Annotated in this window: 28 protein-coding genes; 22 read left to right on the forward strand and 6 right to left on the reverse strand. The window is 66.0% G+C overall.

Annotation, left to right across the window (positions count from 1 at the left end):
- Positions 1-29 precede the first annotated feature (29 nt).
- The 3 genes from ACQPZ2_RS27035 to ACQPZ2_RS27045 all read left to right on the forward strand — a co-directional run bounded on the left by ACQPZ2_RS27035 (position 30) and on the right by ACQPZ2_RS27045 (position 1,290).
- A complete protein-coding gene (locus ACQPZ2_RS27035) occupies positions 30-434 on the forward strand; it encodes a hypothetical protein (protein WP_433521024.1) in 405 nt (134 codons plus the stop codon).
- A 215-nt stretch (positions 435-649) separates the two neighbouring features.
- Positions 650-952: a type II toxin-antitoxin system RelE/ParE family toxin gene (locus ACQPZ2_RS27040; protein WP_433527533.1), complete on the forward strand. Its 303-nt coding sequence runs from the start codon at positions 650-652 to the stop codon at positions 950-952.
- The gene (locus ACQPZ2_RS27045; protein ID WP_387287686.1) at positions 949-1,290 is read left to right on the forward strand and encodes a helix-turn-helix domain-containing protein; all 342 of its coding nucleotides are present in this window, start codon (positions 949-951) and stop codon (positions 1,288-1,290) included. The genes ACQPZ2_RS27040 and ACQPZ2_RS27045 overlap by 4 nt, the downstream gene beginning before the upstream one ends.
- A gap of 92 nt (positions 1,291-1,382) precedes the next feature.
- Here ACQPZ2_RS27045 and ACQPZ2_RS27050 read toward each other — a convergent pair whose 3' ends face one another.
- Complete coding sequence (locus ACQPZ2_RS27050) at positions 1,383-1,832, reverse strand: NUDIX hydrolase (RefSeq protein ID WP_433521025.1); 450 nt, start codon at positions 1,830-1,832, stop codon at positions 1,383-1,385.
- A 150-nt stretch (positions 1,833-1,982) separates the two neighbouring features.
- Between ACQPZ2_RS27050 and ACQPZ2_RS27055 the strand changes: the two genes are divergently transcribed.
- From ACQPZ2_RS27055 to ACQPZ2_RS27065, 3 genes are read left to right on the forward strand one after another with little or no spacing between them, the layout of a single operon-like run.
- Complete coding sequence (locus ACQPZ2_RS27055; protein ID WP_433521026.1) at positions 1,983-2,465, forward strand: gluconokinase; 483 nt, start codon at positions 1,983-1,985, stop codon at positions 2,463-2,465.
- The gene (locus ACQPZ2_RS27060) at positions 2,462-3,235 is read left to right on the forward strand and encodes an SDR family oxidoreductase (protein WP_433521027.1); all 774 of its coding nucleotides are present in this window, start codon (positions 2,462-2,464) and stop codon (positions 3,233-3,235) included. The genes ACQPZ2_RS27055 and ACQPZ2_RS27060 overlap by 4 nt, the downstream gene beginning before the upstream one ends.
- A gap of 25 nt (positions 3,236-3,260) precedes the next feature.
- Complete coding sequence (locus ACQPZ2_RS27065; protein WP_433521028.1) at positions 3,261-4,187, forward strand: D-isomer specific 2-hydroxyacid dehydrogenase family protein; 927 nt, start codon at positions 3,261-3,263, stop codon at positions 4,185-4,187.
- On the opposite strand, the gene nac is transcribed toward ACQPZ2_RS27065, so the two are convergent.
- On the reverse strand, positions 4,181-5,092 hold the full coding sequence (nac, locus tag ACQPZ2_RS27070; RefSeq protein ID WP_433527534.1) for a nitrogen assimilation transcriptional regulator NAC: 912 nt from the start codon (positions 5,090-5,092) through the stop codon (positions 4,181-4,183). The two genes, ACQPZ2_RS27065 and nac, sit on opposite strands and share 7 nt — an antisense overlap.
- Positions 5,093-5,367: 275 nt before the next feature.
- Between nac and ACQPZ2_RS27075 the strand changes: the two genes are divergently transcribed.
- The 8 genes from ACQPZ2_RS27075 to ACQPZ2_RS27110 are packed head-to-tail and all read left to right on the forward strand — an operon-like array spanning position 5,368 to position 13,015.
- Positions 5,368-6,174, forward strand: a complete 807-nt coding sequence (locus tag ACQPZ2_RS27075; RefSeq protein WP_433521029.1) for a LamB/YcsF family protein — start codon at positions 5,368-5,370, stop codon at positions 6,172-6,174.
- The gene (locus ACQPZ2_RS27080; protein WP_433521030.1) at positions 6,162-6,872 is read left to right on the forward strand and encodes a 5-oxoprolinase subunit B family protein; all 711 of its coding nucleotides are present in this window, start codon (positions 6,162-6,164) and stop codon (positions 6,870-6,872) included. Before ACQPZ2_RS27075 ends, ACQPZ2_RS27080 begins: the two co-directional genes overlap by 13 nt.
- The gene (locus ACQPZ2_RS27085) at positions 6,865-7,875 is read left to right on the forward strand and encodes a biotin-dependent carboxyltransferase family protein (protein ID WP_433521031.1); all 1,011 of its coding nucleotides are present in this window, start codon (positions 6,865-6,867) and stop codon (positions 7,873-7,875) included. The genes ACQPZ2_RS27080 and ACQPZ2_RS27085 overlap by 8 nt, the downstream gene beginning before the upstream one ends.
- The gene (locus ACQPZ2_RS27090) at positions 7,872-9,230 is read left to right on the forward strand and encodes an MFS transporter (RefSeq protein ID WP_433521032.1); all 1,359 of its coding nucleotides are present in this window, start codon (positions 7,872-7,874) and stop codon (positions 9,228-9,230) included. The genes ACQPZ2_RS27085 and ACQPZ2_RS27090 overlap by 4 nt, the downstream gene beginning before the upstream one ends.
- Positions 9,231-9,268: 38 nt before the next feature.
- Positions 9,269-10,024 carry an SDR family oxidoreductase gene (locus ACQPZ2_RS27095; protein ID WP_433521033.1) on the forward strand — a complete coding sequence of 252 codons (756 nt, stop codon included), beginning with the start codon at positions 9,269-9,271 and terminating at the stop codon, positions 10,022-10,024.
- Positions 10,025-10,032: 8 nt separating this feature from the next.
- Positions 10,033-11,079, forward strand: coding sequence for an L-idonate 5-dehydrogenase (locus ACQPZ2_RS27100; RefSeq protein ID WP_433521034.1), 1,047 nt, complete (start codon positions 10,033-10,035; stop codon positions 11,077-11,079).
- Positions 11,080-11,105: 26 nt separating this feature from the next.
- Positions 11,106-12,314 (forward strand): aspartate transaminase, encoded by a 1,209-nt coding sequence (locus ACQPZ2_RS27105; RefSeq protein WP_433521035.1) that lies wholly within the window; start codon positions 11,106-11,108, stop codon positions 12,312-12,314.
- A 29-nt stretch (positions 12,315-12,343) separates the two neighbouring features.
- Entirely contained in the window at positions 12,344-13,015 is a 672-nt protein-coding gene (locus ACQPZ2_RS27110; protein WP_433521036.1) for a 4-carboxy-4-hydroxy-2-oxoadipate aldolase/oxaloacetate decarboxylase, read from the forward strand.
- A gap of 62 nt (positions 13,016-13,077) precedes the next feature.
- On the opposite strand, the gene ACQPZ2_RS27115 is transcribed toward ACQPZ2_RS27110, so the two are convergent.
- The gene (locus ACQPZ2_RS27115; protein WP_433521037.1) at positions 13,078-13,809 is read right to left on the reverse strand and encodes a phosphatase PAP2 family protein; all 732 of its coding nucleotides are present in this window, start codon (positions 13,807-13,809) and stop codon (positions 13,078-13,080) included.
- A 90-nt stretch (positions 13,810-13,899) separates the two neighbouring features.
- Here ACQPZ2_RS27115 and ACQPZ2_RS27120 point away from each other — a divergent pair, with 90 nt between their 5' ends.
- Positions 13,900-14,613 carry a response regulator transcription factor gene (locus ACQPZ2_RS27120; protein WP_433527535.1) on the forward strand — a complete coding sequence of 238 codons (714 nt, stop codon included), beginning with the start codon at positions 13,900-13,902 and terminating at the stop codon, positions 14,611-14,613.
- On the opposite strand, the gene ACQPZ2_RS27125 is transcribed toward ACQPZ2_RS27120, so the two are convergent.
- Positions 14,536-15,954, reverse strand: coding sequence for a HAMP domain-containing sensor histidine kinase (locus tag ACQPZ2_RS27125; RefSeq protein WP_433521038.1), 1,419 nt, complete (start codon positions 15,952-15,954; stop codon positions 14,536-14,538). The two genes, ACQPZ2_RS27120 and ACQPZ2_RS27125, sit on opposite strands and share 78 nt — an antisense overlap.
- A gap of 123 nt (positions 15,955-16,077) precedes the next feature.
- Here ACQPZ2_RS27125 and ACQPZ2_RS27130 point away from each other — a divergent pair, with 123 nt between their 5' ends.
- Positions 16,078-16,893: a COG4705 family protein gene (locus tag ACQPZ2_RS27130; RefSeq protein ID WP_433521039.1), complete on the forward strand. Its 816-nt coding sequence runs from the start codon at positions 16,078-16,080 to the stop codon at positions 16,891-16,893.
- A gap of 49 nt (positions 16,894-16,942) precedes the next feature.
- On the opposite strand, the gene ACQPZ2_RS27135 is transcribed toward ACQPZ2_RS27130, so the two are convergent.
- On the reverse strand, positions 16,943-17,221 hold the full coding sequence (locus tag ACQPZ2_RS27135; protein WP_433521040.1) for a hypothetical protein: 279 nt from the start codon (positions 17,219-17,221) through the stop codon (positions 16,943-16,945).
- Positions 17,222-17,424: 203 nt separating this feature from the next.
- Positions 17,425-18,429 carry a LacI family DNA-binding transcriptional regulator gene (locus ACQPZ2_RS27140; protein ID WP_433521041.1) on the reverse strand — a complete coding sequence of 335 codons (1,005 nt, stop codon included), beginning with the start codon at positions 18,427-18,429 and terminating at the stop codon, positions 17,425-17,427.
- A 165-nt stretch (positions 18,430-18,594) separates the two neighbouring features.
- Between ACQPZ2_RS27140 and ACQPZ2_RS27145 the strand changes: the two genes are divergently transcribed.
- From ACQPZ2_RS27145 to ACQPZ2_RS27170, 6 genes are all read left to right on the forward strand, one after another.
- Positions 18,595-19,590, forward strand: a complete 996-nt coding sequence (locus ACQPZ2_RS27145; RefSeq protein ID WP_245720800.1) for a sugar ABC transporter substrate-binding protein — start codon at positions 18,595-18,597, stop codon at positions 19,588-19,590.
- Complete coding sequence (locus ACQPZ2_RS27150; RefSeq protein WP_040689581.1) at positions 19,587-20,555, forward strand: ABC transporter permease; 969 nt, start codon at positions 19,587-19,589, stop codon at positions 20,553-20,555. The genes ACQPZ2_RS27145 and ACQPZ2_RS27150 overlap by 4 nt, the downstream gene beginning before the upstream one ends.
- Before the next feature lie 9 nt (positions 20,556-20,564).
- Entirely contained in the window at positions 20,565-21,335 is a 771-nt protein-coding gene (locus ACQPZ2_RS27155; protein WP_433521042.1) for an ATP-binding cassette domain-containing protein, read from the forward strand.
- Complete coding sequence (locus ACQPZ2_RS27160; RefSeq protein WP_433521043.1) at positions 21,332-22,276, forward strand: ribokinase; 945 nt, start codon at positions 21,332-21,334, stop codon at positions 22,274-22,276. The genes ACQPZ2_RS27155 and ACQPZ2_RS27160 overlap by 4 nt, the downstream gene beginning before the upstream one ends.
- A 24-nt stretch (positions 22,277-22,300) precedes the next feature.
- Positions 22,301-22,690 carry a D-ribose pyranase gene (gene rbsD, locus ACQPZ2_RS27165; protein ID WP_433521044.1) on the forward strand — a complete coding sequence of 130 codons (390 nt, stop codon included), beginning with the start codon at positions 22,301-22,303 and terminating at the stop codon, positions 22,688-22,690.
- Positions 22,691-22,878: 188 nt separating this feature from the next.
- Positions 22,879-24,267: an amidase gene (locus ACQPZ2_RS27170; RefSeq protein WP_433521045.1), complete on the forward strand. Its 1,389-nt coding sequence runs from the start codon at positions 22,879-22,881 to the stop codon at positions 24,265-24,267.
- The last annotated feature ends 21 nt before the right edge of the window (positions 24,268-24,288 follow it).

Raw genomic sequence — 24,288 nt, forward strand, 5'->3', positions numbered from 1 at the left:
AGCCACGTGAAAGAGGAAAGGGTTCAACCTTGATCAACGCCAAGAAGCCTATCGCCGTGTGTGCGGCCGCAATCGGGATCACTACCGGGATGGCGGTATTCCTCCCGGCCACTGCCTCCGCAGCAACCTATGACGGCCAGTGCGGTGAAGGCTTCAAGGTGATCGACTCGCACGAATTGAAGGGCGGCACAGTCTTTCTCACCTACAACGGTAGGACCAACTGTGTGGTCACCGTGCGGGACAAGCCGGGCGAGCCGATCTCGATGGGCGCAGCCGTGCGGCAGTCGAAGGACCACTCCCAGGTGGTCATAAACGACGACCGCACCTTCACCGACTACGCGTACGCGAAGGTCGAAGCCGAAGGCAAGTGCATCGACTGGGGCGGCCGCATCAAGGACGACCTCTGGGAAGAATTCGGAGTCCACTGCGGATAACGAGCCTCGATCCACCGACGGCCTCACGGCCGTCGGTGCGAACGGGAAAGTCTTCTCCAAAAACTATCGGATGTCCCCGCCAGCCCGACGATCGCTTGCCGCATGTCGTCAACGACATATACAGTTGTCGCCGTGGGTGAACTGTTCACCATTGAGATCGAGCCAGAGGTGCGAGCCTGGCTCCCCAGTCGCTGCCAGCTAAGCACTTCCTCAAAATCGAGGAGTATGTCGGCCTACTCGCCGAGCGCGCAGAGACTCTGGGAGAGCCATTCGCTCGATATCTCGGCGATGGAGTTCGCGAGTTGCGCCCAACGTTGGACAGTGCCGCGATTCGCATCACCTACTGGCTGGCACCGGGACGGCGCGCAGTCCTACTGACAGTGTTCCGCAAAACCAAGATGCGCGAAGACGCCGAGGTTAAACGTGCGAAGCTCGCGCAACAGACCTGCCAGGCCGAACACGAACCCGCCCACGAAGAATTCGTCCGCATGATCGAGAAGGGAGAACTGGACCGATGAGCCACGCACGCTGGAAGACCCTCCGGGAACGCAAACTCGCTGAGGGCGACTCCGAACCCGACGACGTCACCGATGCACGCCGCGAAATCCGGCTCTCCATGGCACTGGCCCAAGCCGTCTACGACCGCCGGACCGAACTCGGACTCACCCAGGCCGACCTCGCCGAACGTGCTGGCCTCACCCAAGCTAAAATCTCGCGGATCGAAGGCTCTGACACCGTGCCGACCCTCCCTCTACTCGCCAAACTCGCCGACGCCCTCGACGCCACACTGAACATCGCTCTCGACGCCGACGACACCCGAGTGAATTTCACCAGCCACCACACTGACGCAGCCTGAAAAGGATCCAGCCGCTTTCGAGCGTCCACCGGCCAGCTACCGCATGGTAGACCAAATGGCGGTGCAGACTCGCTCTTTCTGAAACCCACTCGCTACCAGCCGTAGACCGAAAAGGCCGAACCGTCCGCTATGTGCTTTATGGCCACGCGGCAGTAGTCGATCATGCGGTCCGGCAAGGCATCCAGCGTGAACCACTCCAGTGCGCTGCACTTCTGGAGCTCCAGGTTGACCGGCTCACCCTGCCAATCCGCCACGGTGAAGAAGAAGGCCATCCGGCCACCGGATGACGAGTTGTGCATGATGTGGGCAAACTGGACATCTTCCGGCTCGAGAGTGATCCCGATTTCTTCCTTTGCCTCACGGATGACGGCAGTCACCACCGATTCGTCGGCTTCTAGATGACCGGATGGCAGGTGCCAGGCTCCGTCCTCGAAGCCGGTGTTCTGGCGTTGGCCGAAGAGGACCTCCTTGCCGCAGCGCAGCACGAGGTGAACATCGCCAGTGACTTTGTGTCGCTGGGTATCCGAGTCGTGAGTTTGCATTCAGCCCTCGCCTTTCGTTATGACGTCCTCCGGAACCGGTATCGCCTGATCATTGCCCTGATGCGGTGGGTTCGGGCATGGTCGATCTGTGTATCTGGACAACGGCGGACGGGAATATTCATGGGCGATCGGCGACCCCACATTGTGGTGATGGGCGTGACGGGTTGCGGGAAGTCGACGATCGGGCGGCAGGTTGCCGGGATGGTGGGCAGTGAGTTCCTGGATGCCGATGATCTGCATTCTCCGTCGAATGTCGCGAAGATGGCCGCGGGTATCCCGCTGACGGACGTGGACCGGGCACCATGGCTCGAGGCCGTGCGCGACTGGATGAGCACGCGAAGTGCCGGTGTGGTCGCGTGTTCCGCGCTGCGACGACGGTATCGGGATGTGCTCCGAAGTATCTCTGCGCCAGTCGCTTTCGTGCACCTCGACGGTGCGCCCGCCACGATTCGGTCGCGGATGGTGGCACGGCGCGGGCATTTCATGCGGCCCGTCCTGCTCGATTCGCAACTCGCATTGCTGGAGGCGCTGGAGCCGGATGAGTTCGGGCTCGTACTGGATGCCGGGGCGGGGCCGGAGGAGATCGCGCGGTCGGTGGTCGATTTCGCGCGGGACCGGGCGGTGGCGCGGTGAGCGCGCATCGGAGTTTCGATATCGAGGGCAAGATCGCCCTCGTCACCGGCTCGAGCCGCGGTATCGGATATGCACTGGCAACCGGGCTCGCCGAGGCGGGAGCGACGGTAGTCCTCAACGGCCGTGACGCCGCGGCACTCGCCCGCAGCCGGGACGAGATCGCAGACAAGACCGGCGCACTGGTCCACATCTGTGCGTTCGATGCGACGGACTCCGCGCAGGTGACCGCCGCGGCGCGACAGGTCGAAAACGAGCTCGGCCCGGTCGATATCGTCGTGAACAACACCGGAGTCCAGCATCGCAGCCCGCTGCTCGAATTCTCCGACGCCGATTTCCGTCGCGTGCTCGATACCAATCTGTTCAGCGCCTTCTGTGTGGGGCGCGAATTCGCCCGCGCGATGGTCGAACGCGGACGCGGCAAGATCGTCAATATCTGTTCGGTGCAAAGCGAATTGGGCCGGGCGGGTATCGCACCGTATGCGGCGAGCAAGGGCGGGCTGAAAATGCTCACCCGCGGCATGTGCGCGGATTGGGCTCCACTGGGACTGCAGGTCAATGCGATAGCGCCCGGCTACTTCGATACCGAGTTGACGTCCGCGCTGGTGAACGACGCCGATTTCAGCGCCTGGCTCACCAGGCGCACACCGGCCGGGCGCTGGGGACGTACCGAGGAATTGGTCGGGGCGCTGCTGTTCCTCGCCTCACCCGCGTCGGATTTCGTCAACGGCCAGATCCTGTATGTCGACGGCGGTTTGACCGCCGTCGTCTGATCCACTTCCAGCTCGAAAGGCAACCGTGCCGAATATCAGCCGTCCCCGAATCCACCTCGGTCCCGAGTCCGATCCCGCCCTCGCCAGGGCGATCGAGCGAGGCGGCGGCATTCTCGTTCCACTCGCCGACGCGGACGCGGTGGTGTGGACGCAGGGCCCGGCCGCCTTCCCCGACCGGCTGCCCGACGCAGTGCGCTGGGTGCAGTTGCCCTCCGCCGGCGTCGAACCCTGGATCTCCGCCGGGATCATCGATGAGACTCGCGTCTGGACCTCGGCAGCCGGTGCGTACGCGCGCAACGTCGCCGAGCACGGCGTCCTGCTCCTGCTCGCCGGTGTACGGGTCCTTCCCGAACAGGTACGCGCGACATCCTGGCGCAAGACGGATTTCGACCCGCGGGTCGGGACGCTGTACGGCACAACCGTGGCCATCGTCGGCTGTGGCGGCATCGGCCGCGCCATGATCCCCTTGCTCAGCGCATTCGGTGCACAGGTATTGGCGGTTACCCGGTCGGGCGCTGCGGTGCCCGGCGCCGCCGAGACGGTCGCCGCGGACCGGACGACCGAAATCTGGTCGCGGGCAGATCATTTCGTACTCGCCGCACCGGCGACACCGGACACCGCACACCTCGTGGATGCGGACGCTCTCGCGAGAATGAAATCGACCGCTTGGATCGTGAACGTAGCCCGTGGCTCGCTCATCGACACCGATGCGCTGGTACGCGCACTCGAGGACGGATCGATCGGCGGCGCCGCCCTGGATGTGACCGAGCCCGAACCACTTCCGGCGGGCCATCCACTCTGGGCACTGCCCAATGCCATCGTCACCCCGCATGTCGCCAATCCCGCGACGGGCCTCACCGCGGTGCTCGCCGATCACGTCGCGACGAATGTCGAACGGTTCACCGCCGGACAGCCGCTGCTCGCGACCATCGATATCCGACGGGGCTATTGAGCCGTGCGCCCCGCACTGCTCCTGATGTAGTCGGCTACGACGGCACGCAATATCTCGCGCACGGCTTCCGCCGGTTTGGACAGCGGTTGATTGGTCGGGGTGCCCAACGAGACCTGGACCGTGATCGCCGGTTCGATGCGGCGCAGTTCCAAGTTTTCGACGGTCATGATCCGGCGGGCCACCGACAACGGTAAAACGGTGGCGCCCAAGCCATTTCGCACGGCCTGTGCCATCAGCGCGACCGACTCCACCTCCCCGACGACATGCGCGTGTTCCAGCGCGTGATCGTAGGCCTGCTCCACCACCTTCCGGATCGTGTGCATCGGGCCGGGCAGCAGCAGCGGCAGACCCTTCAGCTGCGCGATCGAGACCGCGGAACCGGTCGTACCGGGCAGCCCGGTCCCCGCCGGAGCGACGACCATCAGTTCCTCGGTGAGTAGCGGCTCGAAGGTCACCCCCTTGATCGGTCCGGTGTCGTACAGCAGCGCCATATCCATCCGGCCGGTCATCATCGCCTCGCTGAGTACACCGCCGAAGTTCTCGTTGATATGCAGCAGGATGCTCGGATACCGCTCGCGCACCGCGGTCAGCAATGGCAGGGCAATCGCGTTGACCGTGCTGTAGGGCGCCAGCCCGACGGAAACACCGCCCGCCAGTTCACGGCCGACCACACTCACCTCGGCCTGTGCGCTCTGCACCTGACGCAGGATGATCTGCGCGTGCCGGTACAGGGCCCGGCCCGCATCGGTGGGTTCGACGCCTTGTTTGTGCCGGATCAGCAGTTGCTGACCGAACTGCGCCTCCAGGGCAGTCATCTGCTGGCTCAGCGCGGGCTGCGCGATGTGCAGGATATCCGCCGCACGGGTGATGCTGCCGGCATCCACGATGCGCACGAACGAAAACAAGCGTCGGGTATCCACGTCGTCGATCCACCTTTCTCGCGGCAACGTCGTCGCACGCGATGATTTCCGTATTGTTCTCCTACGGAAACGCGGCGGTACCGAATTCCCGGCCGCTATTGTGAGCCCGCCGCATAGTCGCTGTTCAGACACCATAGAGGTTCGTTATTGCCTCACCCGAAACCGGTATTACCCGCGCGAGGGCGAACCTGCGTAGCGTCCTTTTACACCGCACGTTCACTCATACGGTGTTCGCAGTTTCCCACCCAGCGGAGGCATCCATGGCATGGCAGATCGATCTCGTCGCCGATATCGGTGAGAGTTTCGGAGCGTGGACGATGGGCGATGACGACGCACTGCTCGACGTCCTCACCTCCGCCAATATCGCCTGCGGCTTCCACGCGGGCGATCCGCAGACCATGGACCGCACGGTCCGTCACTGCGTTGCCCGCGGCATCGGTATCGGCGCGCACCCCAGCTTCCCGGATCTTGTCGGCTTCGGCCGCCGGGCCATGGACCTCTCGGCCGACGAGGTGCGCACCGATGTCCTGTACCAACTCGGCGCGCTGCACGCCTTCGCCGTCGCGCACGGCACCACGGTGTCGCATGTGGCACCACACGGCCGACTGGGCAACCTGGTGGCGACCCGCGCCGACTACGCCGCGGCCGTGGTCGATGCCGTCGTGTCGTTCGATCAGAACCTGATCGTGCTCGCCCAAGACGGCGAACTCGCCGACCACGCTCGCGCACAGGGGATTCGGGTCGGCATCGTCGGCATCGTGGACCGCGCTTATCGCGCCGACGGCACCCTCGTTCCGCGATCCGAGCCGGGTGCGGTCATTCACGACCCTGCGGCCCTCGCCCGGCGCGCGGTGCGCATGGTGACCGAGGAGTTCATCGAATCCGTCGACGGCACAATGCTTTCCGTCCAGCCGCACACGCTGCTTTTGCACGGCGACAACGGAGACGCGGTGCGCAATGCACGGGCGATCCGGACCGCGCTCACTGCCGCAGGTGTGCGGATCGTCCCGCTGCCCGAGATCCTCGCGGCTCGTGCCGGTCAGGAGAACGAACCATGTCCGGCATAGCGGGGGCCGCATTCCAGGTCGCGGACTGCGGTGATTCCGCCGTGCGCGTCACCGCGCAGGGCGCCGACCGAGAAGAATGCTGGCGAGCTGTGCACGCGGTCGCGGCCGCCCTGGACACCGATGCGGACCGCTTCGCGATTACCGGCATCATTGCGACCTACGACGCCGTACTCATCGAATTCGACTGCGCGGCAAGCACTCACGACGATATTCGACTGCTGCTCGCGAATCTCGTACGGGAATCGGTGGCGCCGGAACAACGCCCGGCCCGGCATTTCGATATCCCCGTGGTCTACGGCGGCGAGTACGGTCCGGATCTCGACGATGTTGCCGACCAGTTGGGGCTGTTCCCGGCCGAGGTGATCCGCGTGCACGGATCCGCACCACTCACCATGCGCTGCTTCGGATCTCCGGGCGGCGCGCCGATGCTCGACGGTCCCGCCTTTCCCCGTCCGGTATCCCGGCGCGCCGTCCCGCGCCCGCTTGTACCCGCCGGAGCCGTGGCGGTAGCCGGTCGACAGGCGGTGGTATCGGCACGGCCCGCGCCCGGCGGATGGCCTGTCATAGGTCGAACCCCGCGCACCATGGTCGACCCGACAACCGAACCGCTGTCCGCCTTCCGGCCCGGCGATACGTTTCGGTTCCATGCCATCGCGGCCCACGAATGGTCCCGGTTCGAGGGGGTGCTGCATGGCTGAGACCATCACCGTGACGACCCCTGGGATCACCACCGTCCAGGATCTGGGTCGCCGCCGAGCCGCCCGGATCGGCCAGCTGACCGGCGGCGCCCTCGACCAGTACAGCGCCGAGGTCGCCAACGCTCTGGTAGGCAGTGCGCGCACGGCGCCGCTGCTCGAGCTGGTCGCGCTGGACTTCGGTGCGGTCGCGAGTACCGATCTGCTCGTCGCGATCACCGGTGCACCCGCCGACGTATGCGTCGACGGTGTCACCCGCGCCCAGTGGGAACCGTTCATGTGGGCGGCAGGCACCGAACTCACCGTTCGCGACATCCGCGACGGTCTCCGGGTCTACATCGCGGTGCACGGGACGATTTCCGCGAACTACCTGCTCGACAGCTGCGCTCCGGATCCGGTTCTCGGTTTCGGTCGACAACTGACAGCGGGTGCGAATGTCGACATCGAGGTCGACGGGCCGCTACTCGACCACCCATATTTCCGAATTCCGTTGTTCCACTTCGATATTGCGCGGCCCGCGTGCACCGGAAGTTGGACTGTCGACGTAACCGATGGACCCGATATCGCCGAATTCGGCAGCACCGCCACGCGACTGTTCGAGACCTCGTTCGTCGTCGGCGACAACAGCAATCACATCGGACTCCGGCTGAGTCCCGATGGGGCCGTCCCACAACGAGTGAGCCGGACCGAGGTCTTATCCCGGGGCGTACCGATCGGGGCCGTCGAAGTGCCCGCCGGAAACGAACTGCTCGTCCTGCACCGCGGCCGGGGCGTGACAGCGGGCTATCCGGTGCTCGCGGTCGTCACCGCAACCGGCTTGTCGCGATTGGGCCAAGCCCGGCCCGGTCAGCGAGTCCGATTCCGGCACATCGGCATTCCCGACGCGGTGCGCCGCTACCGCGCGCAACAGACCGCGATCGATCGACTGCGCACCCGTGTGGCGAACGCCTACGACAGCCTCCGAATTCCCGTCCACACCAACACTTGTCACCTGGAGTACCCATGACCGACACGATCTCTCCGGCCCCGGCCGGGTCCGTGCCCACCGACCAAACACATGCGGCGCCGTCCGGCTCGATCCGCAAGGTCGTACTGGCCGGCTGCGTCGGCATCTTCGTCGAACTCTACGACAACGGCATCTTCGCCTTCATGGCAACCGCCCTTGCCATCGTGTTCTTCGATGTCTCCAAGTCGAGTGACGCATTGCTGCTGGTCTTCGCCGGATACGCGATTTCTTTCTTCGTGCGTCCGCTGGGCGCGGTGATCTGCGGCATCCTCGGCGACAAGATCGGCCGCCAGAAGATGCTCGTCTTCGTCATCATGCTGATCAGCGTCGCGACGGCGGGAATCGGCATCTTGCCGACCTACGCGGCGATCGGCGTCGCGGCACCGGTGTTGTTGGTCGCCTTGCGGTTGGCACAGGGATTCTCGGTCGGCGGTGAGGCCGCCGGTGCGATGACCTTCCTCGCCGAACATTCGCCCGAGGGCAAGCGCGGACTGATCACCAGCTACGCCCAGATCGCCTCCTTCCTCGCCCTGCTCACCGGCACCCTCGTCGCCTACACGATGTCCCCGTGGCTGAACGCGAGTGCCATCCACGGCGGCGGATTCGGCAGCTGGGCCTGGCGGATTCCATTCCTCATCGCGATCCCGATGGGTCTGATCGGCTGGTACATCCGCCGTGCCATCAGCGACACCCCGAATTTCGGCAAGCTGAAAGAATCCGGTGGCCTGTCACGCAATCCGCTGAAGGAAGCGTTCGCGACGTCCGAACACCGTAGGGCCATGCTGCTCGCCCTGTTCATCCCGCTGATGAACGGCTCCGGCTACTACGTGCTGTTCTCCTACATGCCGACCTTCCTCAAGGGCGACAAGATCGGATTCTCCACCGGCACAGCACTTATCGTCACCGCCGCCAGTCTGGTCGCGATCAGCATCGCGATTCCGTTCATGGGCGCACTGTCGGACAAGCTGGGCCGCAAAAAGGTGATCGCCAGTGCCGCAATCGCGATGGCCGTCGGCGCCATCCCCTGCTATGCCCTCATCGCGACCGGCAGCTTCGCACTCGCGGTGCTCGGCGCCTGCATCATGGCCGTCATCTTCGCCGGGCACACCGCGGTCATCCACATCCTCATCGTCGAACTGTTCCCGACCCGGGTCCGGTACTCCGCATACGGGCTCGGCTACAACATCTCCTCGGCGCTGTTCGGCGGTACCGCGCCGCTGCTGATGACCTGGCTCATCCCGCATTTCGGCATCTATGTCCCTGCCGTCTATGCCGTCGCCACCGCACTCGGCACACTCGCGGCGGTCAGCACCGTCACCGACCGTGCGCACCTGCCCCTGCGCGACACGCTCTGACCAGAAGCAGACCGGCCTCACCCGAGACAAGGAGTGTCATGCCTTTCGACGACTACCGAACCGCCCTCGTCACCGGAGCCAATACCGGCATGGGTGCCGCGATCACCGAGACGCTCACCAAGCGTGGCCTCACCGTCTACGGCGTCGCCCGCGACGCCGCACGGCTCGACGAAGTGGCCGCACGGACCGGAATGATCCCCCTGGCCGTCGATATCACCGACACCGCCGCACTCACCAGTGCGGTCGGCCACCTCGAAATCGATATCCTGGTCAACAATGCCGGGGTATCGGCCACCGGGAATATCCTCGACGCAGCACCGGAATCGGTCGATGCCATGGTCGATGTCAATCTCCGTGCCGTACTGCATCTGTGTCGGCTGCTGATGCCGGGCATGGTCGAACGAGACCTCGGCCATGTCGTCAATATCAGCTCCATCGCGGGTCTGTACAACTTCTACGGCCACACGGCCTATCACGCGACGAAGGCCGCGATCCACCAGATCTCGCGCCAGCTCCGCAACGATGTCATCGGAAAGCGCATCCGGGTCACCGAGATCTGCCCCGGCCGGGTGGAGACCGAAATCTTCGGACGCAATCTCGGCGGCACACCCGAGGCTATGCGGGCGGCCTGGGAGACCTATTACGAAGGCTACGAATCCATTACGACGAAGGACATCGCCGAAACCATCGAATTCGCGATCGACGCACCGGGGCATGTGAACCTGGGCCTGATCGAGATCACACCCACCTTCCAGGTACCTGGCGGGCTCGAATTCGTCCGGCGACAGGATTGAGAACGCCGATGTCGTCAACCGAATTACCTTCTCGCACAATGGGAGTCGTGGCGTATGCCGCAGGCGATCTCCGCGTCGAAGCCATCGCTCTGGCACCGCCGGGTCCATCCGATACGGTCGTCGAAATCGCGTACGGCGGCATCTGCGGATCCGACCTGCACTACTGGACTCACGGAGCCGCAGGTGAATCCATCCTGAAGGCGCCGATGCTGCTCGGACACGAGGTGGCCGGCACGGTGGTCCAGCAGGCTGCGGATGGTAGCGGGCCCGGGGCGGGCACCCGGGTGGCGGTGCATCCGGCGACACCTGGCGGTGACAGCCCGCGCTATCCCGCCGATCGCCCGAACCTGTCACCCGGGTGCACCTATCTCGGCAGCGCGGCCCAATTCCCCCATACGCAGGGCGCATTCACGCGTTCCGCAGTGATACCGTCCCGGATGCTCCGACCGCTGCCCGATGGTGTTTCACTGCGAACGGCCGCCGTCGCGGAACCGGCTTCGGTTGCCTGGCATGCAGTTTCGCGCGCAGGGGACGTGGCGGGAAAGACCGCACTGGTGATCGGTTGCGGCCCGATCGGCGCGCTGGTGGTATCGGTGCTGCGCCGGGCCGGTGCTGCCACCATCACGGCGGTCGACATCCACGATTATCCATTGGCCATCGCTCGCGAACTCGGCGCGACCACGACAACGAAGGCCGACGACACCGACACGATCGCCGCGGTGGACGCCGACATCGTCATCGAATGCTCCGGCAACCGCTTCGGACTCGAATCCGCCATTCGCGGCGCCACCCGAGGTGGCCGGGTGGTGCTGCTCGGGCTACTGCCCACCGGACTTCAGCCCGCACCGCTGTCGCTGGTCATCACGCGCGAACTCGAGGTCGTCGGATCGTTCCGGTTCAACGACGAGATCGATGCGGTGCTCGACGCCCTCGCCGACGGGAGCCTGGTCGTCGAGCCGGTCATCAGCCACGAGTTCCCCGTTCGAGATGCGCTGGCGGCCTTCGCCGTCGCCAAGGATGCCGCGGCCTCCGCCAAAGTGCTGCTGGCGTTCTGAACCCTATGCCGATCCCAGGAGGAAGCATGTCCCCTGTCGCCCTCGCCGTCCGCGCCCAGAGAATGCGGGAATCACCGAGTTCCGCTGCCGCGCAACGGGTTCGCGAGCTACGCGCGTCGGGTCGGGTGATCCTCGACCTGACCGTCGGCGAACCTGATTTCGACACCCCCGATCATGTGAAAGCCGCGGCGATCACGGCCATGGACTCCGGGCTCACCAAATACACCGCGGTGAACGGCATTCCGGAGCTGCGGCAGGCGATCGCGGCGCGGATACTGGACCGGACCGGAATCACGATCGGCGACAGCGAGATCACCGTCGGCGGCGGGGCCAAGCAGGTCATCTTCATGGCACTGATGGCGACGGTCGAAGAAGGCGACCAAGTCATCGTGCCATCGCCGTACTGGGTGTCCTATCCGGATATGGTCACCCTGCACGGTGGCACGCCCGTTGTCGTGGACTGCCCCGAATCGGACCGATTCCTGCTCACCGCAGCAGGATTGGCGGCGGCGATCACGCCCGCGACGAAATGGGTGATCCTCAACGGGCCGTCCAATCCGACCGGCGCGGTGTACAGCGCGGAGGAACTCTCGGCACTCGCCACTGTGCTGGAGCGGCACCCGCACGTGAGCGTCTTGTGCGACGAGATCTACGACGAGATCGTCTTCACCGATCAGCGCACCCCGAGCCTGCTGTCCGTGGCGCCGCAACTGCGCGATCAGATCTTCGTCGTCAACGGAGTGTCCAAGTCCTATGCGATGACCGGCTGGCGAGTCGGGTACGGAGTAGGGCACCCACAGCTCATCGCGGCGATCAACAAATTGCAGTCGCAGAGCTCGTCCTGCCCGTCCTCGATCAGCCAGGCGGCCGCGGCCGAAGCGATTTCCGGCGACCAGAGCTTCGTCGCCGAGTCGATCGTGAGCTACCGCGCGCGGCGCGACCTCATGTTCGACCTGCTCGCCGACGTGGACGGACTCGCACCGGTGCGGCCGCAGGGAGCGTTCTACCTGTTCATCGGATGCGCCGGACTCCTCGGCAAGCGGACACCGGACGGACGAATGCTGCACGACGACCAGGACATCGTGCTGTATCTGCTCGAGGCCGCGTCGGTCGCGACGATCCAGGGCTCCGCCTACGGCGCGCCGTCATACCTGCGCATCTCCTTCGCCACCTCGGAGGACGTACTGCGCACCGCCGCCGCCGAAATCGCGAAAGCCGTTGCCGCACTGAGCTGACCACATCCCGACCCCATCACGGAGAAACCATGGTTCACGTCACCACCAAGATCGACCGCGCCGACCGCGCACTCATCGACGAACTCGGCGCCTTCTCGGCGGCTACCATCCATGAGGCCCAAGGCCGCAAGGGTGCACTCGACTCCGATATCAAACCCATCGACCGCGACATGTCCTTCTGCGGATCCGCATTCACCGTCGTCTGTCATCCCCGCGACAACATCATGCTGCAGGTCGCGATCAGCTACGCCCAGCCCGGCGACGTGCTCGTCGTGGCATCCGGCGACCAGCCCGCCGGGCAATTCGGCGACGTCCTCGCCAATGCGTGTGCCGCCCGCGGCATTTCCGCCCTCGTCACCGACGGCGGCGTACGCGATACCCGAGAAATCCGCGAACTCGGATTCCCGGTCTTCGCCAAACACGTCTGCATCGAGGGCACCGTCAAGGAAACCCTCGGCCCCGTCAACCAGCCCCTCGTCTTCGGCGGCCAAGTCATCTATCCCGGCGATATCGTCAAGGGCGACTGCGACGGCGTCGTCGTCATCCGACGCGAAGAAATCCGATCCGCAATCGCCGCCTCCCGCGAGCGTGACTCCGCCGAGGCCACCTACATCGAACGCTACAAAACGGGAGAGACCCCCATCCAGGTCTCGAACCTGGCCGCGATCCTGGAAGCCAAAGGCCTCACCGTCGATCAGTAAGCCTCCCGAATTTGTCTGGGCAACAGCACGAACCCTCCACAGGAGTTCTTCGGCGATCGGTGTCATGACTGTGCCCCTGCCTGGGCATCCGCGAGAGCATGCTGAGCCGTTTGGCTGTGGCGGTCGCCGGATCGCCGGATAAGGGTGTGGTAGGGCACGAGGCAGACGCGCAGCCAGCAGCCGCCGAAGACCCACCCGGCGGCGATGTCGGTGGGCCAGTGCACGCCTAGGTACAGCCGTGACAAGCCGATGGCGACGACGACGCAGCTCACGGCACTGACCGCCGCGAGGCGCGCGGGCCGATGCAGGTGTGGCAGGACGATGACGAGCAGGACACCGAGAACGACGGCCGAGCCGAGGCTGTGGCCGGAGGGATAGGACTGGTTGGTCTCCACCACGAGGTGATCGACCGCCGGTGGACGCGCCCGCCCGACCAGTTGCTTGCCGACGATGACCAGCACGGCCGCACCCGCCGAGGAACCCGCGACCAGCAACAGGTTCTGCCACTGCCGCCACCAGGCCAGCACAGCGCAGGTGAGGATGGCGATTCCCGCCATGGAGGCGGTGTCGCCGAAATCGCTGACCGCCACAGCCACCGCGGTGAGTGTGCCGTTGCGGTGGCCGACGATCCAGTGCAACCAGGTGGCGTCCACGCCGGTCGGGCCGCCCTGTTGGACGACGATGATCGTGAGGCCGATCGCCGTTGTCGCCAGCGCGACAGCCGTGACGAGGATCGGCAGCGGTGATCGCCGGTAGGACGCTGATCGAGGGGTGGTCACGGACTCGGGGGGCATGCCACGACGATGGCGCACCCCTGCTGAGAGAACGTTGAGAGCCCGGCGCCGCTACCGCCGGGCGTGGTCGGGTGCGGCATGCTGAGACAGGTGCGGGTGCTGGTGATCGAGGATGAGCCGCTGCTGGCGCAGACGTTGCGCCGCGGTCTCGAGTTGGAGGGATTCGTGGTGCAGGTCGCCGAGACCGGCACCGATGGCCTGTGGTCGGCGGTCGAGGATGGTTTCGACGTGATCGTCCTCGATATCATGCTGCCCGGGCTCAGTGGCTATGAGGTGCTGCGCCGCTTGCGCGCCGAGGACGTCACGACTCCGGTGCTGATGCTGACCGCCAAGGATGGGGACTACGACCAGGTCGACGCGCTCGATCTGGGAGCCGACGACTATCTGACCAAACCGTTCTCCTTCGTCGTGCTCTTCGCCCGGCTGCGGGCGCTGCTACGGCGTCGTGCACCCCAGCAGCCCGCGGTGCTGTCGGCCGGGGATCTGCTGCTCGATCCCGCGCGCCGCGCCGTGCGTCGCGGCGACACCCCCGTGGCGTTGACTCCGCGGGAGTTCGGGCTGCTGGAATTCCTGTTGCGGCACAAGGGAACCGTGCTCACCAAGACCGATATCCTGCGCAACGTCTGGGACGCCCACTACGAGGGCCCGGAGAACGTTGTCGAGGTCTACATCGGCTATCTGCGCCGCAAGATCGACGCACCGTTCGAACGCACCAGCATCGAAACCCTACGCGGAGTCGGGTATCGGCTCATCGATCCCGCCTCGGGGCAGGTCGACGACGAATCGAGCTCCGCCCCAAACTGATTCGCTGACGGTCACCGAACCACCGTGGGCGGCAACAATTTCGGCGACAATAGCCAGCCCGAGACCGGACCCGCCAGTGCACCGCGCCCGGTCGGCGTCGAGCCGCACGAAACGCCCGAACACCCGGTCGCGGTCGGCGGCCGGGATCCCGGGACCGTCGTCGTCGACAACGACGACGGCGCGACCGTCGCGTTCCTCGGTGCAGATCGCGATCCGCGACCGTGCGTGTGCGGCGGCGTTGTCGACGATGTTGCGCAGTGCCCGCTGCAACCGCGCCCGGTCGCCGACGACCCGCACCGCATGGATCCGGGTGCTGACGGTAAGCGTGCCGCGCAATCGCAGCGTTGCCGACAGTTCGGCGGCGAGATCGTCGAGATCGACATCGCTGGTACGCAATTCGAGTCCGTGTTCGTCGGCTGCGGCGAGGGTGAGCAGGTCCTCGATCAGGTGCAGCATCCGCCCGGCCTCCGGTAACAGCGTTACGGTGATGAGCTCGCGGTCGAGCACCTCGGGCCGGTCCCGGGCCAGTTCCAGCGCCGCGGTCACCGTGGCCAGTGGGCTGCGCAGTTCGTGCGAGGCGTCGCCGACGAACCGTTTCTGCGCCAGATGCCCGGCCTCGACGCGGGCCAGCATGTCGTTCATGGTCTCGGCCAGCTGCGCGATTTCGTCGCGCGCTACCGGTACCGGCACCCGCCGTGACAGATCCGTGGACTCGATACCGGCCACCCGGGCCCGGATCTCGTCCACCGACCGCAGCGAGCGGCCCACCAGCAGATACGTCGCGGCCGCAGCTGCGGCTACCACCACGGGCCCGCCCACCGCCAGTAACACCGCCAGCACGGCCACGGTCCGCTCCACCGATTCGGTGTCGGCGGCCACCAGCACCGTGTAGGTTCCGGCGCCGATCGAGACAGTGCCCGCCGCCACCCGCAGATCCTCGTCGTAGCGGCGTGCGGCTCGCAGCCCAGCCGCGCGCGTATCGGCAACGGGCAGCTCGGTCAACGGTGTCGCCAGCTTCCCCGACGAGGCCCGCACCACCCGCCCATGCGGATCGATCACCTGCACCCCGGCCACCCGGCCGTCGGTGTCGAACAACGCATCCGGCAGTTCGCCCACCGGCATCCGCATCAGCTCCGCGGACACCTCACCGACACGAGTCGCCGCGGCGGTATCGAGGTCACCGACCAGCGAACGATGCAACAACCACGCCATCACCGCGGCCGCCACCCCCAGCACCAGGCCCACCATCAACGCCGCCGCGATCGCCGAACGGATCCGCAGCCCCCACCTCGACGGCGCCATCCACCTCGCGAACCGATCCACACCCCCATCATCGACCATCCCACATCGCCGATCCCCATACACGCCATCGCCCCGCAACGGTCTCAGCATGCTCTCAGCGACGACCCGGCACACTCCCTAACCGATCACCCAGGCGCCGCCACCGAGAAAGGGATATTGCGCATGAGTTCGGCCACCACCCACGCCGGCTACAAGCTTCCGCAGATCACCGCCCTGTTCTGGATCCTGAAAATCGCCGCCACCACCCTCGGGGAAACCGGCGGCGATCTGCTCGCGCACACCCTGCACCTCGGCTACGCCGCCGCCTCGGCGCTGTTCCTGGTGATCTTCGTGGTGAGCCTGCTCACCCAGCTGCGGGCCCGCCGCTTTCATCCCGCCCTGTACTGGACGGTCATCGCCGCCACCAGCACCGCGGGCACCACGATCTCCGATCTCCTCAACCGCGGCCCCGGCTCGGACACCTCCACCGACGGCGGACTCGGCTACGGAACCGGTGCCGCCCTGCTCGTCAGCGGACTGGCAATCGTGTTCGTGATCTGGAAACTCACCGGCCAAAGTTACGACGTCACCGACATCACCTCCGCGCGGGCCGAGGTGCTGTACTGGGCGGCGATCCTGCTGTCCAACACTCTCGGCACCTCACTCGGTGACTACCTGTCCGACAGCTCCGGTCTCGGCTACTGGGGCAGCGCCGCCCTGATCGCCGCGATCATGGCTGCCATCCTGATCGCGCACTACCTGACCGGGATGTCCGGGGTGCTGCTGTTCTGGTCGGCGTTCATCCTCACCCGTCCGCTCGGCGCCACTGTCGGTGACTTGCTGTCCAAATCACACAACAGCGGCGGTCTCGGTTTCGGCACGTGGGGCACCTCCGCGGTCCTGCTCGCCGTGCTCGTCGCCGGAATCGTCTACAGCCACAACCGAACTCGAACCACCATCACCGACGACCGACGCGATCCCGTCCTCGACAACGCCTGAATCAGACGGCCAACGCGACGATGAAACAGTGACGGCGCGGGAGATCTGGCTACAGCAGTTCGGCGTACATGCCGCCCTCGTGGGTGCCGAACTCGATCTGGGTCGGAAACATCGAGCGATTGCCCGCGCTGCGGTGTTGGTGGTTGGCATCGATCAGGGTTGTCGCCCACTCATAAAGCGGATCCGGAACCCGGAACCGGGCCCCGTCGGTGCAGCGGATGTAGACCGGCGCTGTGGGGTCATCGACGCTCAACGCGTCGACATCGAGGATGAGGCCGGTATGGCGGCGGGAAGAGACTACCGGCGGTCGCAGTTCGATCTCGTCCATGCTGCTGGAGGGTAGCCCCAACGCCAACCCGGGCGGCATGGAAACACGCAACTCGACTGCCATTGGTCGGGGGCAGCTGGCTTGGTCACCGCTGCGGTGATCGGTGCGTCCGGCGCCAGCGCGCAGTGCGCCGAGACATCCCAGCCGTCACCGCATCTTCGCGCAGATGCTCAGGCAGTAGATGGGTTACGGGTTCCATGCCTTCAGAACTCGTCGGGGCAGCCGCACGAACCTCTGGTGTGTAGTACCGCTTCGAGATTCACCACTCCGGGACGAGCGGTGTGGTCGTCGAGTTGTTGTAGCAGCAGGTCGATGGCAGTCTCGCCCATGAGACGGGTGGGCTGGACCATGGTGGTCAGGCCTGGGCGGGTGTAGCGGGAGTATTCGATTCCGTCGAAGGCGACCACCGCGAGATCATCGGGTACCTGTAGCCCGGCATCGTAGGCGGCGCGGAGCATACCCATTGCCTGCAGGTCGCTGGTGACGAAAATCGCTGTGGGGCGGGGCGAGTCGGCCATGAGGTCGGTCAGTGCCCGGTAGCCTGCGGCGCCGCCGAAATCCGTTCGCACGATGCGTCTTTCGGCAAGTCCGGCGGCCGCCAATGCATTTCGGTAACCCTGTACGCGGTCTTCGGCCGTGGATACGTGCGGGCCGCTCAGGCAGGCGATTTCGCGGTGGCCGTGGCCGATGAGATGGGCGACGGCCTGTTCCGCGCCCGCGACCGAATCGCACATGACGTGCGCGCAACGCGCCGGATCGATGACGCGGTCCAGCGCCACCAGCACCATGCCCGCCTCCTCGCAGGCGTCGGCGACGCCGGTCTCCCAGGACGACGAAATCGCAAGCAGCCCTTCGACTCTGCGATCGATGAAGGTGCGCACATAAGCGCGTTCGCGTTCGGGGTCACCGGCGGCATTGCCGACGAACAGCGGGTACCCCCGCGCGAAGGCGGCCGCCTCGATGACCGCCGAGAGTTCGGCGAAGAACGGGTTCGCGCCGTCCGGAATCACCATGCCCAGCGCATGTCCGCGGTTCATGCGCAGGCTGCGCGCGGACATATTGGGCCGGTAGCCGAGTTCGGCGATGGCGGCCTCGATGCGGGCCTTGGTCGCGGGCGCGACCTGCCGCGGTCCGCCATTGAGCACATAGCTCACCAGCGCCGGTGACGTGCCGGCCAGCCGCGCCACGTCGGCTCGTGTGACTGCCATCCGAAATCTCTCCTTGCTCCGACCGTCCATCCAAGCACTCCGCACAAGTACTTGACAGCCGGTGACTCGGGTCACACACTACTCATCAACTCGCGTTGATCAACACGAGTTGATACCTGAGATGGATAGGTCGAACTCACGATGAATGCTCGATTCAGGCGTGCAATGGCGCCGCTTGTCCTCATCGGCGCGCTTGCTGCCGCTGCCTGCGGTCGCGGTGGACAGGACGGGAGCGACGGCGACTTCAAGATCGCGATCGTCACCCGGAACTTCACCAACCCCTACTGGGCTGCGTTGCGCGACGGTGCCCTCGCGGAGGGACAGAAGCTCGGGGTGAAGGTCACGGTGCAGGCCGGGCAGTCCGAGACGGACGCCGACGGTGAGAACGCCCAGATCTCCACCCTGGCCGCGCAGGGTTACGACTGCTTCGGCGTGGTGCCGGTCAATGCCACGAATGTGATCACCCCGCTGACGCCGGTGGCGCGCAAGAACATTCCGATCCTCGATCTCGACACCCAGATCGACGCGAAGGCCTCCGCGCAGGCTGGTGTGTCGTATGCGAGCTTCATCGGTTCGGACAATCTCGATGCGGGCCGGATCGCCGGGCAGAAGATGCTCGAGGCGCTCGGCGGCACCGGAAAGGTCGCGATCCTGCAGGGCATCGCGGGCGAGCAGAACGGCATCAACCGTGATCAGGGCTTCACCGAAGCGATCACGGGCAAGCTGGAGATCGTCCAGAAGGCGCCCGCCGACTACGAACAGGACAAGGGGCTGCAGGTCACCGAGGCGATCCTGAAGGCGCATCCGGATATCACCGGCATCTTCGCCGCCAACGACACCATGGGCCTCGGCGCCGCGCAGGCGATCAAGAACGCGGGCCGGACCGGTCAGATCAAGGTGATCTCCGTCGACGGCATCCAGGCCGCCCTCGACGCCGTCAAGGCGGGCACCCTGACCGGCACGGTGACCCAATACCCGTATGCCGAAGGACAACTCGCGGTGCAGAGCTGCCTGGCCCAGCACCAGGGCAAGAAGCTGCCCGAGCGCGTGGTCTCCCCCATCGCCTTCATCGGCAAGGACAATGTCGAGCAGCAGATCGCGGCGTTCCCGCGTCCGATCGTCGCCTTCGACAACCCGGTGGAAGGGCTGCTGAACAAGTGACCGCAGAGGCAACCGAAGAACTCCGCGCGCGTGAGGGGCGCACGGAGATCCTCGCCAAGGTCGCCGAATTCGCGGCACCGCTCGCCCTGGTCGTTTTGTGGGTGGCGTTCTTCATCGCCACCCCGAACTTCCTGACGGCGGACAATATCGGCGATCTGCTGGTCGCCTCGACCATCCTCACCGTGCTCGCGCTCGGTCAGCAGTTCGCGATCACCGTCGGCGGCATCGATCTGTCGGTCGGCGCCAACTTGCCATGGGCGGCAGCCGTTCTCGGCTATCTGGCCAGCCACGGCTACCCGATGGCGGTCGCCATCGGGGCCGCGATCCTCAGTGGACTGGCGGTCGGCGTCGTCAACGGTGTGCTGGTCGGTCGACTGCACATGACCGATTTCGTCGTCACACTCGGCATGCTGAGCGTGCTCAACGGCATCACCCTGCTGCTGACGCACGGCAATACCGAGGCCGTGAGTTCCCGCTTCCTGCAACGGCTCGCACTCGACGGCATCGGACCGGTGCGCTGGTTCTGGCTGCTGGCACTGCTCGCCGCACTGGTCGTAGCGGGCATTATCTTCCGCACCCGGATCGGCACCCACCTGCTCGCCACCGGCGGACGACTCGAGGCCGCGCGCGACACCGGTATCTCGGTGAACCGCATCCGGCTGTTCGCCTATGCCATGTCCGGATTGCTGTGCGGCATTGCCGGTGTCATGCTGGTCGCCCGCAACGGCGGCGCGGATCCGTCGCTGCAGACCACCTACCTGCTGAGCTCGATCGCCGCGGTGGTGCTCGGCGGTTCGTCACTGTCCGGCGGCAAGGCGTCGGTGCTCGGCACCGTCTGCGGTGCGGTGCTGTTCACCTCGCTGATCAACGGGTTCACCATTCTCGGCATCTCGCAGTACTACCAGCCGGTCGCCGTCGGCGCGGTGCTGCTGCTGGCCGCCGGGATCGCCCGCTTCCGAAAGTAGAACCACGACATGACGATTCCATTGCTAGAAGCGCGCGAGCTCACCAAGTCCTTCGACTCGGTGCGGGCGCTGGCCGGGGTCTCGCTCACGATCCCCGAGGGCGAGGTCACCGCGCTGGTCGGCGATAACGGCGCGGGCAAGTCGACATTGGTGCGCTGCCTGACCGGCGTGCAGACACCGGATACCGGGCAGATCCTGTTCAAAGGAGAACCGGTGCGCCTGCGCTCGCCGGAGGACGCGCGCAAGATGGGCATCGAGACCGTGTATCAGGATCTCGCCCTCATCGATGATCTGGCCGTGTGGCAGAACCTGTTTCTCAACCGCGAGTTGGTATATCCGCTCGGCATCGTCAACCGCAGGGCGATGATCGCCCGCAGCGGTGAGATCATGCGCGATCTGGATGTCGATGTGCCCTCGGTGCGCACCACCGTGCGCCGGATGAGCGGCGGTCAACGTCAGAGCATCGCCATCGCCCGCGCGGTGGCCTGGGGCAAATCCATGGTGATCATGGACGAGCCGACCGCCGCACTCGGCGTGCGGGAGACCGCGGCGGTCGAGAAGTTGGTGCGCGGCCTGCGCGAGCGCGGGATCACCGTCTTGATCATCAGCCACGATCTGGCGCAGGTCATGCGGATCTGTGACAACGTGGTGGTGCTGCGGCGCGGCAGATCCGTTGCGGCACATCGGATCGACGAGGTGGACGGTGACCGGCTGGTCGCACTGATCACCGGTGCCGCACCCGGCAATATGGAGGCCACCGCGAACGGAGCCGAGTCGTGACGGTTGTCGTCCTCGGCTCGGTCAACCAGGACATCGTCTGTGAGGTGGAGCAGCTGCCACAGCCCGGCGAAACCGTGCTGGCACTGCGCTCGCGAACCAATCTGGGCGGCAAGGGTTCCAATCAGGCCGTCGCGGCGGCACGAGCGGGCGGACGGGTCGAATTCATCGGCAGAATCGGTCGTGACGCCGATCCCGGATTGCGGAAATCGTTGCGCGAATACGGTGTCGAGCTCACCGCGCTGCGTGAGGTACGGGATGCGCGAACCGGCACGGCCTATATCACCGTCGCCGACGGCGAGAACCAGATCGTGGTCGATCCCGGCGCCAACTTCCGCTGGGAACCCGAACCCGAACTCGACACCATGGCCGAGGCCGACTTGCTGCGGTCGGCCGAAGTCGTTGTCGCACAGTTGGAAGTGCCGCCGAACGTGGTCGAATGGGCCGCGCGGCGGGCGCGCCGGTTCGTCCTCAATGCCGCGCCGGCGACGGCGCTGCCGGATGAACTGCTGCGCCGCTGCCACCCGCTGATCGTCAACGAATCCGAACTGTCGGCACTGACCGGAACCACCGCGCGGACACCCGAACAGGCATTCCACCTGGCCCGTTCTCTATGCCTGCGCGGGGTCGAATCCGTCGTCGCCACCTTGGGCGCCGCCGGGTCGGTCTGGGCGCACCGCTGCGATGTTCCGGCACCGGTCGCGGGTGGATATCAGGCTGCGCCACAGGTGAATTCGGTGGATTCCACGGGCGCGGGCGATGCTTTCGTCGGTGCACTGGCCACCGCGCTCGCCGATGGCATGCCGCTGGGCGGCGCAGTGGCCTACGCCACCGCGGCCGGCGCGCTCGCCGTCCAGACGCCGGGAACCCACGCCTCCTACCCCACCGGGGACCAGATCGTCACGGCGCTCGCGGCCATCCCCGTGGCCCGGTCACTTGTCTGACCCTCTTCGAGAAGGAACCGAACCTTGCGCACCAGCGGACTCATTCACGCCGAATTGCTCGCCGCGCTCACGGCGCTGCGCCATACCGACCTCTTCGCCGTCAGCGACTCCGGTCTGCCGACCCCCGTCGGCGTCCCCGTCATCGACCTGGGCATCAGCTACGGATTCCCCCGGTTCGAGCCGATCCTCGACCTTATCCTCGACGAGGTCACCGTCGAAGCCGCTTGGGGTAGCCGTGACGTCGCGGACCAGAATCCGAAAGCCGCGGCCTTGCTCAGCGGCCGCCTGAACGCGGAGCTGCTCGACCACGACGACTTCAAAGAGCGCATCGGGGCCTGTCGGTTCGTGGTGCGCACCGGTGAGGCCCGGCCGTACGCCAATGTGTTGCTGCGAGCCGGGGTGCCCTGGTTGTAGCGTTCAGAAATATTGTTACTTGCAACATTGAACCCAGCGCTCGTGCGGCCCGTATCGATTGCGGAATGGTCAGTTGACTATCTACTGTCGGGTGCTCGGATCAATGACTGATTCCACAGGTCACGCCAGCTCGGCGAGTGCTCGCAGCTCGCATCGACACGACGTGTGGGTCGGAGGGAGCGGTAGAGATGGATCTTCGCGAGGTCGTGTCCGCGGGTGTGTGGGAGCAGCGACAGCTGCTGGATCAAGGGGTGTTGACAGCCCGTGAACTGATCGAGGCGACCCTCGACGGGATCGACCAGGCGGGCGAGCTCAATGCCTTCACCAGCGTCCAACATGAGCAGGCCGTCGCCGAAGCCGTCGAACGGGATCGACTGGACGTCGCTGAGCGCGGACCGCTGCACGGCGTCCCGATCGCGGTGAAGGACGAGATCGACGTGGCGGGCGTCCCGACCACCTTCGGCACCCGCGCCAACCTCACCCCGGCGGTCACCGACGCCGAGGTGGTGCGGCGGTTGCGTGCGGCGGGTGCGGTCATCGTCGGCAAGACCACCATGCCGGAGTTCGGACAGTGGCCCTACACCGAATCCACCACCTACGGGCTGACCCGCAATCCGTGGGACATGACCCGCTCGGCCGGCGGCTCCAGCGGTGGTTCCGCCGCGGCGGTCGCGGCGGGGCTGGTGCCCGCCGCGCTCGGCGGTGACGGCGGCGGCTCGATCCGGATTCCCGCCGCCTGCTGTGGACTCTTCGGCCTGAAAGCCCAGCGCGGACGGGTGCCGACCGCACCGAACGAACATTTGTGGTGGGCATTGGGCGTCCTCGGCCCGCTCACCCGAAGCGTGCTGGATTCGGCGATCGTCTACGACGTCATCCGCGGCGCCACACCGGCCGACCGTTTCCGCGCCCCCGATCCGGAGCTGTCGTTCGAGGAGGCCGCCCGGCGTACACCGACCAAACTGCGCATCGGCTACACCACGAAATCACAGACGATGCTCGCGAAGGCAGTTCCCGAACATGTGCGCGCGGTGCACGACACCGCCGAACTCCTCGCCCAACTCGGTCATACGGTCACCGAGGTCGATCCGGACTATCCCGATTTCACGTCCGCCTTCTATCCGCAGTTCTACGGGGGCGTGCACGCCGAGATCCCGCTCGTCGATCATCCGGAACGGCTCGAACGCCGCACTCGCCAAAACCTGATGCTCGGTTCCTGGGCTCGCCGACCGGTCGTCGAATGGGCCATACGTCGCGGTGAAGCCTTGGCGCACAAGGCCGATCGCATTTTCGACAGGTGCGACCTGCTGCTGACCCCCAGCATTGCGCACCGTCCGCCGCGGGTCGGCGTCCTCGACAATGCGAACCCGGTCCGCGCACAACTCGCCTCGGTCCCCATGGTCGCCTTCACCGGATTCTGGAATGTGACCGGGCATCCCGCCGCCTCACTTCCCGCGGGCATGGCCAGCGATGGGCTCCCGCTGGCGGTCCAACTGGTGGGACCGGCGAATGGTGAGACCACCATCCTGTCCGTTGCCGCCCAACTCGAACAGATCCGCCCGCACCCCCGTCTCGCATAACTCGAAAGCCCCTGCCTCCGC

Source organism: Nocardia pseudovaccinii (genome assembly GCF_050942345.1).
In the GTDB taxonomy this organism is placed as follows: domain Bacteria; phylum Actinomycetota; class Actinomycetes; order Mycobacteriales; family Mycobacteriaceae; genus Nocardia; species Nocardia pseudovaccinii.

Bases quoted from the DNA above. Each gene is read 5' to 3' on its own strand.
- ACQPZ2_RS27055 (WP_433521026.1), top strand. From the start codon at position 1,983: ATGGGCGTGACGGGTTGCGGGAAGTCGACGATCGGGCGGCAGGTTGCC.
- ACQPZ2_RS27095 (WP_433521033.1), top strand. From the start codon at position 9,269: ATGCCTTTCGACGACTACCGAACCGCCCTCGTCACCGGAGCCAATACC.
- ACQPZ2_RS27100 (WP_433521034.1), top strand. From the start codon at position 10,033: ATGTCGTCAACCGAATTACCTTCTCGCACAATGGGAGTCGTGGCGTAT.
- ACQPZ2_RS27075 (WP_433521029.1), top strand. From the start codon at position 5,368: ATGGCATGGCAGATCGATCTCGTCGCCGATATCGGTGAGAGTTTCGGA.
- ACQPZ2_RS27125 (WP_433521038.1), bottom strand. From the start codon at position 15,954: ATGGTCGATGATGGGGGTGTGGATCGGTTCGCGAGGTGGATGGCGCCG.
- ACQPZ2_RS27085 (WP_433521031.1), top strand. From the start codon at position 6,865: ATGGCTGAGACCATCACCGTGACGACCCCTGGGATCACCACCGTCCAG.
- ACQPZ2_RS27135 (WP_433521040.1), bottom strand. From the start codon at position 17,221: ATGGACGAGATCGAACTGCGACCGCCGGTAGTCTCTTCCCGCCGCCAT.
- ACQPZ2_RS27045 (WP_387287686.1), top strand. From the start codon at position 949: ATGAGCCACGCACGCTGGAAGACCCTCCGGGAACGCAAACTCGCTGAG.
- ACQPZ2_RS27050 (WP_433521025.1), bottom strand. From the start codon at position 1,832: ATGCAAACTCACGACTCGGATACCCAGCGACACAAAGTCACTGGCGAT.
- ACQPZ2_RS27130 (WP_433521039.1), top strand. From the start codon at position 16,078: ATGAGTTCGGCCACCACCCACGCCGGCTACAAGCTTCCGCAGATCACC.
- ACQPZ2_RS27080 (WP_433521030.1), top strand. From the start codon at position 6,162: ATGTCCGGCATAGCGGGGGCCGCATTCCAGGTCGCGGACTGCGGTGAT.
- ACQPZ2_RS27145 (WP_245720800.1), top strand. From the start codon at position 18,595: ATGGCGCCGCTTGTCCTCATCGGCGCGCTTGCTGCCGCTGCCTGCGGT.
- ACQPZ2_RS27115 (WP_433521037.1), bottom strand. From the start codon at position 13,809: ATGCCCCCCGAGTCCGTGACCACCCCTCGATCAGCGTCCTACCGGCGA.
- ACQPZ2_RS27090 (WP_433521032.1), top strand. From the start codon at position 7,872: ATGACCGACACGATCTCTCCGGCCCCGGCCGGGTCCGTGCCCACCGAC.
- ACQPZ2_RS27105 (WP_433521035.1), top strand. From the start codon at position 11,106: ATGTCCCCTGTCGCCCTCGCCGTCCGCGCCCAGAGAATGCGGGAATCA.
- ACQPZ2_RS27155 (WP_433521042.1), top strand. From the start codon at position 20,565: ATGACGATTCCATTGCTAGAAGCGCGCGAGCTCACCAAGTCCTTCGAC.
- ACQPZ2_RS27140 (WP_433521041.1), bottom strand. From the start codon at position 18,429: ATGGCAGTCACACGAGCCGACGTGGCGCGGCTGGCCGGCACGTCACCG.
- ACQPZ2_RS27110 (WP_433521036.1), top strand. From the start codon at position 12,344: ATGGTTCACGTCACCACCAAGATCGACCGCGCCGACCGCGCACTCATC.
- ACQPZ2_RS27170 (WP_433521045.1), top strand. From the start codon at position 22,879: ATGGATCTTCGCGAGGTCGTGTCCGCGGGTGTGTGGGAGCAGCGACAG.